Origin of the sequence: Streptomyces aurantiacus (assembly GCF_001418335.1) — a bacterium.
GTDB classification, from domain to species: domain Bacteria; phylum Actinomycetota; class Actinomycetes; order Streptomycetales; family Streptomycetaceae; genus Streptomyces; species Streptomyces aurantiacus.
In genome coordinates, this window is record NZ_LIPP01000031.1 from 1 (window position 1) to 8,158 (window position 8,158).

6 protein-coding genes are annotated in these 8,158 nt (G+C 71.0%); 3 read left to right on the forward strand and 3 right to left on the reverse strand.

All coding sequences use genetic code 11. The annotated features are described in order from the left end of the window. The coding region (locus tag AOK01_RS04440) for an RNA polymerase sigma factor (protein ID WP_157871180.1) at positions 1–987 on the reverse strand (987 nt) is incomplete at its 3' end. A 301-nt stretch (positions 988–1,288) separates the two neighbouring features. Continuing rightward, on the reverse strand, positions 1,289–2,110 hold the full coding sequence (locus tag AOK01_RS04445; protein WP_055508605.1) for a TetR/AcrR family transcriptional regulator: 822 nt from the start codon (positions 2,108–2,110) through the stop codon (positions 1,289–1,291). A 378-nt stretch (positions 2,111–2,488) separates the two neighbouring features. Between AOK01_RS04445 and AOK01_RS04450 the strand changes: the two genes are divergently transcribed. Next, positions 2,489–3,853 (forward strand): NAD(P)/FAD-dependent oxidoreductase, encoded by a 1,365-nt coding sequence (locus AOK01_RS04450; protein WP_079103152.1) that lies wholly within the window; start codon positions 2,489–2,491, stop codon positions 3,851–3,853. Positions 3,854–3,982: 129 nt separating this feature from the next. Then, positions 3,983–5,674: an ATP-binding SpoIIE family protein phosphatase gene (locus tag AOK01_RS04455; RefSeq protein WP_055508607.1), complete on the forward strand. Its 1,692-nt coding sequence runs from the start codon at positions 3,983–3,985 to the stop codon at positions 5,672–5,674. A gap of 52 nt (positions 5,675–5,726) precedes the next feature. On the opposite strand, the gene AOK01_RS04460 is transcribed toward AOK01_RS04455, so the two are convergent. Further along, positions 5,727–7,022, reverse strand: a complete 1,296-nt coding sequence (locus AOK01_RS04460) for an MFS transporter (protein WP_055508609.1) — start codon at positions 7,020–7,022, stop codon at positions 5,727–5,729. Positions 7,023–7,169: 147 nt separating this feature from the next. Between AOK01_RS04460 and AOK01_RS04465 the strand changes: the two genes are divergently transcribed. Further along, a complete protein-coding gene (locus tag AOK01_RS04465) occupies positions 7,170–7,718 on the forward strand; it encodes a MarR family winged helix-turn-helix transcriptional regulator (protein WP_055508611.1) in 549 nt (182 codons plus the stop codon). The last annotated feature ends 440 nt before the right edge of the window (positions 7,719–8,158 follow it).

The following is an 8,158-nucleotide window of genomic DNA, read 5'->3' on the forward strand; positions in this document are numbered from 1 at the left end:
CCGGCTCGGCGCGTACGCGCCGAGCCGGTCGGCATGGCGCGCGCACTCCTCGTCCATGGTGAGCGTGGCGCTCACATGGGCCTGCAGATAGGCCTGCTTGAGGCCTTCACGGGCGCGGCTGGCCAGCACGCGCGTGCCGTTGGCGTCCAGCCCGAAGAGCGTGGCGACCTCGCTGGGCGACTCGTCCTCGACCTCGGTGTGCCACAACACGGCCTGCCAGCGCTCCGGCAGCGACCGGAACGCCTGCATGGCCATCGACTGCTCGGCCTCGTGCATGGCCCGTACGTCCGCGCCCAGTTCGTGGTCGGCTCCGAAGGAGCCGACGGACGCGGTGTCGTTGGACGTCTCGGAGCCGCGCGCGGCCTGTGCCGCGAACACGGCGAAGTCGTCGACCAGTTGCTCCCGCTTGGCCGACTTGGTCCAGCCCGCCGCGACGCGCCGTACGGTCGTCAGCAGATAGGCGCGCACCGAGTGCTCGGGGCCGCTGCCGCCGCGGACGGCCTGGAGCATGCGGGCGAAGACCTCGGCGGTGAGGTCGTCCGCCGTATGGGCGTCCCGGCAGCAGGTGCGCGCGTACCTGCGGACGGCTCCCGCGTGCCGGCGGTACAGCTCCTCGTAGGCCGTGTCGTCGCCCGAGCGCATTCGCCCGATCAACTCGCTGTCGGGGAGCGGCAGTTCCGTCGGCTCGATCGGAGGGGGCAGCACTCCGCTGTCGGCCGGTTCGCCCGACTTGCCCCGCTCACGCCACGCCCGGGACGCGTGGTGCCCGCGCTGGGGCGGGACACTGGCCTCAGGCTCGGCGCCCGTGACCGGCACGTCCTCCGGGGCCGCGGCCGGGACGCCCTTCAAGGGTCCTCCCTGGCTCGGCACCTGCCGCGACGGGAGACCGCCGGACTCCGCGCTCCCGGACTCCGCGCCCTCGATCTCCGAGCCCCCGGTTCCCGTGTACCCGTCACCGGGTGACTCGTCCCGACCGTCAACGCTCATCGCGGAAAGCCCCCGCCTGCACACTCGGACCCGAACACCGGGACAGAGTGTCATACGGGCCCACCGCTGTTACCCGGAGGAACGGCGCAACCACTCGTCCGTGGGGATCAGCCGAACCGGAGCACTAACCTTCACCCGAACGGGGAAGGGTGAACTGCCGCTGACAGTCGGCTGGTTGACGACCATCCCCGCATCCCCGCCGTACGCACCCGTACCCCTGCCGAAGGCACCCCGCACCCCCGGCGGAGGCACCCGCGCCTCCGCCGAAGGTCCCGGATGTCTCACGCGGGACGAGACCGCCTCACGCGGGACGGGACCGCAGACCCTCCAGCAGGATGTCCAGCAGCCGCGCCGAAGCCGCCGCCTGCTGGGCCGCGTCCGGCAGCGAGGGTGCCGCCGTGGCTATCACCAGCAGCACGTCCGACACCGTCACGTCCCTGCGCAGCTCGCCCGCCGCGCGCGCCCGCTCCACGAGCCGGCCCACCACTTCGAGCAGCTGGGCCGCCCCCGCGTCGTCCTCGTCCGTCTCCCCGAGGGAGCCCGACCGCTGCTCCACGAGCCGCAGTTCGGGCCCGGCGGGCTGGGACCGCTGCTGCGGCACCCGCGCGTCGTCGAAGGCCGAGGCTCCGTCGAAGGCCGGGGCGCCGTCGAGGACGGTGGTCCCGTCGAGCGCCGAACCCTCGTCGCCGACGCCCACCCGCAGCACCTGCGGCGGCAGCAGCCGTCCGGCGCCCGAGGCCACCGAGGTCCGCAGGAAGCGCGAGAGCGCCGACCACGGCTCGTCCTCCTGCCCGAGCGCGGAGCGTGCCTGGTCGGTCAGCCGGGAGGTTTCCTCCTCGGCTATGCGCCGGACCAGGACGTCCTTGCTCGGGAAGCGCCGGTACACCGTGCCGACGCCGACCCGCGCGCGTCGCGCCACGTCCTCCATCGGAGCGCCGTACCCCAGCTCGCCGAAGACCTCACGAGCCGCCCGCAGTACGTGCTCCAGATTGCGCTGTGCGTCCACCCGCAGTGGCGTGGTGCGCGATATGTCCCCCGCGCGTCCGTTCCCCGCCGCCGCACCGACCGCGCCGCCCGCTGTGAGGGCGGACGCAGATGTCCATTGAGTGTCCTGAATGTGCATATGTGTTCCCCCGGTAATGACGTCTCCCCCCGGAGACTCTCCCCGCCATCGGCAAGCCGGAGTCAGTGGAACAGCCTTCGCCGTAGGACTCCGCCTTACGGCCCGTCGAGCGCATCCCCCTACACCCCGATGACACACGAACATAGTTGAGTGAGAGTCAATTCAGAAGAGGGAGGTTCCGCACGGAGCGCCCCCCGATCGGAGTACGGGCCGCTTACGTCCCGGTTGCGCCCCCTAATGGCACCCCGCTCACACCCGCTGACCTGCGAACCTTCCATGCACTCCGGCGAATCGGCCGAGCTCGGTCCTCGCCGCCTGCCGGTCACACAAATTGACGGGCCTGTGGACAAACGCCGGTAGCAGGTGCGTCATGGGTGAGTGAAGGAACGTGCGCGCATTCTCGTTGTCGGCGGCGGCTACGTCGGGATGTACACCGCCCTGCGTCTCCAGCGGAAGCTCAAACAGGAGCTGAAGCGGGGCGAGGTGGAGATCGTCGTGGTCACCCCCGACCCGTACATGACCTATCAACCGTTCCTGCCGGAGGCCGCCGCGGGCTCCATCTCGCCGCGCCATGTCGTCGTGCCCCTGCGCCGCGTCCTGGACCGGTGCCGCGTCGTCATCGGCGAGGCCAGGTCCATCAACCACGCGAAGCGCACCGCGGAGGTCGCCACCCTCGCCACCGAGGAGGAGGGCACCGGACCCGACCAGATCGGCTACGACGAACTCGTCCTGGCCCCCGGCTCCGTCTCGCGCACCCTTCCGATCCCCGGCCTCGCCGAGTTCGCCATCGGCTTCAAGACCGTCGAAGAGGCCATCGGCCTGCGCAACCACGTCATCGAACAGATGGACATCGCCTCCTCCACCCGCGACCCCGCGATCCGCGACGCCGCCCTGACCTTCGTCTTCGTGGGCGGCGGCTACGCCGGAGTGGAGGCGCTCGGCGAGCTGGAGGACATGGCCCGCTACGCCACCCGCTACTACCACAACGTCAAGGCCGACGACATGAAGTGGATCCTCGTCGAGGCCTCGAACCGCATCCTCCCCGAGGTCGGCGAGGCGATGGGCAAGTACACCGTCACCCAGCTGCGCCGCCGCAACATCGACGTCCGCCTGGAGACCCGCCTCGACTCGTGCACCGACCGCGTCGCCGTCCTCGACGACGGGGCCCGCTTCCCGACCCGTACGGTCGTGTGGACCGCGGGCGTGAAACCGCACCCGGTCCTCGCGGCCACCGACCTGCCGCTGAACGAACGCGGCCGGCTGAAGTGCACCCCCCAACTGGCCCTGGACGGCGCCACGCACGCGTGGGCCGCGGGCGACGCGGCGGCCGTACCCGACGTGACCACGGCGGAGCCCGGCAGGGAGACGGCCCCCAACGCCCAGCACGCCGTGCGCCAGGCCAAGGTCCTCGGCGACAACATCGCCCACTCCCTGCGCGGCGAGCCGCTGGAGACGTACTCCCACAAATACGTCGGCTCGGTCGCCTCCCTGGGGCTGCACAAAGGCGTCGCACACGTCTACGGGCGCAAGCTGAAGGGCTACCCTGCCTGGTTCATGCACCGCGTGTACCACCTGAGCCGGGTGCCCACCGTCAACCGCAAGGCCCGCGTGCTCGCCGAATGGATTCTGTCCGGCCTCTTCAAGAGGGAGATCGTCTCCCTCGGATCACTCGAACATCCCCGTGCGGAGTTCGAACTGGCGGCCGGTGGAAAACCTCCGCGGGACCCGAAGGGGTCGTCCTGACCGGAGCCAGGAACTCCACCCGCGAGGCCGACGTCTGACGGATGTCGGTCCCGTCGGACACACTGGTCCACGACCATGGCACGGGCGGGCCGACCGCTCGCCCTTCGACCCCACGAGGCCTGTCCCACAGTGAACTTCACGCGCTGGAGCGCCCGGCTCCCCGGAACACAGCGCCGCGCCGCGGCGCGGGCCGACGGACTGCCGACGGCGCTCCCTTCGGAGGGCTCCGTGCCCGCGGCCCGCGCCGAGCGGCCGACCGCCGAGACCACCTCGCTCGCACTCGCCCCCGCCGTGGACGAGTTGCCGGTCCGCGAGGTCCTGGACCGCATCCCGGCCCTCGTCGCCCTCGTCCACGGACCGGAGCACCGCCTCGCGTACGTGAACGACGCGTACGTGGCGGCCTTCGGCGCCCGCCCACCCGGCGAGCCCGCGCGCGGCGCGCTGCCGGAGCTGGCCGAAATCGGCCTGCTGCCGCTCCTCGACCAGGTCCTGCGCAGCTCCAAGCCGCGCACGGTCAAGTCCCGCAAGGTCCCCGGCGGCCGCTCGTACACGTTCACGTGCACCCCCGTCCCCGTCGACGTACCGTCCGCCGGAGACCTCCCGGGAGGACTGGGAGGCGGTGGCGGTGGTGGCGTACTGATCTTCGCCGCGGACGTCACCGACCACGCCGAGGCCGCCGAGCGGCTGCGGGCCAGCGAGCGCCAGCACCGCGAGACCGCCGTCACCCTCCAGCGCTCCCTGCTGCCCCAGGAACTGGAAGAGCCGGACGACCTGCGCGTCGCCGCGACCTACCACCCCGGCGGCACGGAGGCCGCGGTCGGCGGGGACTGGTACGACGTGATCACCCTCGGCGGCGGCCGCACCGCCCTCGTCATCGGCGACGTCATGGGCCGCGGGGTCCGCGCCGCGGCCGTCATGGGCCAGCTGCGCACAGCGGTCCGCGCGTACGCCCGCCTCGACCTGCCCCCGCACGAGATCCTCCAGCTCCTCGACGGCCTCGCCATGGAGATCGACCCCAACCAGATCGCCACCTGCGTGTACGCGATCCACGACCCGAACGAGGGCCGCCTCGTGTACGCGTCCGCGGGGCACCTCCCGATCCTCGTACGCGACGAGAGCGGCACCGTCCTGCGCGCCGACGAACCCACCGGGCCCCCGCTCGGCACGGGCGGCTGGATGCACGCCTCAGGATCGGTGCCGCTGGGCCCCGGCTCCACCGCCGTGCTCTACACCGACGGCCTGGTCGAGCGCCGGGACGCGGACCTCGACGAGGGCATCGCCTCCCTGGAGGCCGCACTCGCCGGCGCGACGGGCACACCCCAGGTGGTCTGCGACCGCCTGGTCCGCTCGGCCGGCGTGACGGCCGACCATGACGACGACGTGGCCGTCCTGGTCCTCCAGCACCCGGCGCGTACGGGTCCGGACGGCGACCTCTTCCGTAACGCGGCCCTGGAACTGCTCGGCGGCGTGGAAGCGGCCCCACGCGCGCGTGCCTTCGCCTCCGGCGTCCTCACCAGCTGGCGCTTCCCGCCCGACCTGCACGACCACGGCGTCCTGGCGGCCAGCGAACTCGTCGCCAACTCCCTCCAGCACGGCACCCCGCCGATGCGTCTGCGTCTCCGCCGCACCGACCGCCGCCTGATCGTCGAGGTCACCGACGGCGACGACCACCTGCCGCTCCGCCGCCGCGCCGAACCGGCCGACGAGTCCGGCCGCGGCATCGCGATCGTCGCCACCATCGCCTCGAACTGGGGCTCCCGCCGCACCCCGGGCGGCGGCAAGGCGGTGTGGTGCGAGTTCGCACTCCCCCGCACCACCTGACCCGGAGAGCGGGAGAGGGGGATGGGGGCAATACAGGGGCAATGGCGGAAGGTCAGGCCACGGACTGAACGGCCTCCGCTCCCGTCCCGGTCCCCGACTCCGCCGGAGCCCCGCCCCGCACCACGACCCGGCTCTTCGCCAGGGACGGCTGGTTCTGCACAGGAGTGAGCTGCCGTCCCAGCCGCACCGCCAGGAACGTGATGCCCAGCGAGAACAGCAGGAACGTCACGATGTACGGGGCGTGCAGCGAGGCACCCATCGGCCCGCCCACCGCCGGACCGATCGCCAGAGCCAACTGCTTCACCAGCGCGAAGGCCGAGTTGTACTGCCCGGCCATGCCGCCCGGCGCCAGATCCGCGACCAGCGGCGCCACGGTCGGCGACAGCATCGCCTCCCCGAGCCCGAACAGCGCGTACGTCGACACGAACGCGGCGGTCGCCATGGTCTGGCTGCCGTGCCCGAGCCCCGCGTACCCGGCGGTGACCCAGGCGAGGGCCCAGATCAGCCCCACCGCGGCGATCACCCGGGACCGCTTGCGCCGCTCGACGAACCTCAGTACGGCGAACTGCGCGACGACGATCACCGCCGTGTTCGCGGCGAGAGCCGTACCGAGCGCGGAGGTGGAGATACCGGCCGCCTCGACGCCGTACGCGCTCAGCCCCGACTCGAACTGCCCGTAGCAGGCGAAGAACAGCACGAAGCCCAGCACGCACAGCTGCACCATGGCCCGATTGCCGAGCAACTGCTTCCAGCTGCCCCTGGCCTGCCCCGGCGCACCCTCGACCCTGGGCGCCCGCGGCATCCGTACGGTCGCCATGACCGCCACGAGAAGCAGGAACATCGCCGCCTCGATCGCGAACAGCAGCGTGAACGAGCCGGCCCGCGAGGCATCGACGAGGTGACCGCCGATGAGGCCGCCGACCCCGAGCCCGAGGTTCTGCAGGAAGAACTGGGTGGCGAAGGCGCGCGAGCGGGTCTCCGCGGTCGAGCAGTCGACGATCATCGTCGCCAGCGCCGGCTGCATCACGGCCTGCCCGGCACCGAGCGCGGCAGCCGACATCAGCACGGCCGTCGAGTTGCCCGCAAGGCCCAGGCTCAGCGAGCCGACGGCGGCGGTGACCAGGGCGAGGAGCAGCACCGGCAGCGGGCCCCGCCTGACGATGGCCCGCCCGGCGAACGGCAGCACCACGAGCGCGGCCACGGCGAAGACGGTGAGTACGAGACTCGCCGTCATGGCACCGAGATCCCGTACCTGCGCCACGTAGACGTACAGATAGGGGACGGTAAAACCGAGCCCGAACGCGCTGAGTGCGTTGCCCACATGGATTCGGCGCATCTCCGCGCCCATCGCCCTGGTCACTTTCACCTGCCTTGAGAAGGAAGTCTTACGTCGGCCTCAGTAGTTAGAGGTGAAGACTTCGAAGCTAAAGTTCAAGGCTAAACACTACATCTCGAAGGACTTCGATGCCAAGCGAGCGCGTGCCATACTGCGGCCATGGGTGACACCCCCGCCGCGAACGAGCCGACGCTGGACGAGCAGATCGCCGCCTACCAGCGCGAGTTCCAGGACCTCGACCCCCAGGTGGAGCAGATCGTCTCGGCGCTCGGCCGCCTCAACCGCCGTATGAACGTCGCGTACGGCCGACAGACGGCAGCCCTCGGCATCAGCAACGCCGAGTGGGAGGTCCTCAAGGCGCTCGTCCTGTCGGGAGCCCCCTACTGCCTGGGTCCGAGCGACCTCGCGAAGAGACTCGGCCTCACTCCGGCCGCCATGACCCACCGGATCGACCGCATGGTGGCGGAAGGGCTCGTCACCCGGGAGCGTGACGAGGCCAACCGGGTCCGCGTGATCGTGGAGCTCACGGACGAAGGCCGCGAGAAGTGGCTGGAGGCCATGCGCCTCGCCACCGTCTTCGAGGAGGACCTTCTCCAGGACCTCTCCCAGAAGGAGCGCGGCGCCCTGGGCGAGGTCCTGACCCGGCTGCTGCGCCGAGTGGAGGATGCCCAGCCGGATGCCGGCGGGCGGCTCACCGACCTTGACTGAGGCCTGAGTTGGGCCTCGGCGGCAGCCGGGAAAGAGCGCCCGCCGAGGGTTTGCCGGGCGGTCGCCCGGGGGAGACTTGACACTCCCCTCACCGATCCGTAAGGTTCTTCGAGTTGCCACGGAGCCGTAACGGTTCTGCGACAACACATCCGCCGCAGATGCGGCACACCAAACCACCAGCACGATCCCCTCATCGGGATTGAATTCGGCACGCCCGAATTCTTTTCGATTCGGGTCGGCAGCTCCGATTAGGAACTGCTCGGCGGATCCGCTAAAGTTTTGGACGTCGGAACGGCCCAACAGCCGCGAAGGCAAACCCGGTTGACCGGGAGTCAGGCCCGAAAGGATCTGATACAGTCAACATCGCCGGAAAGGGAAACGCGAAAGCGGAAACCTGGAAAGCACCGAGGAAATCGGAACCGGAAACGGTCTGATAGAGT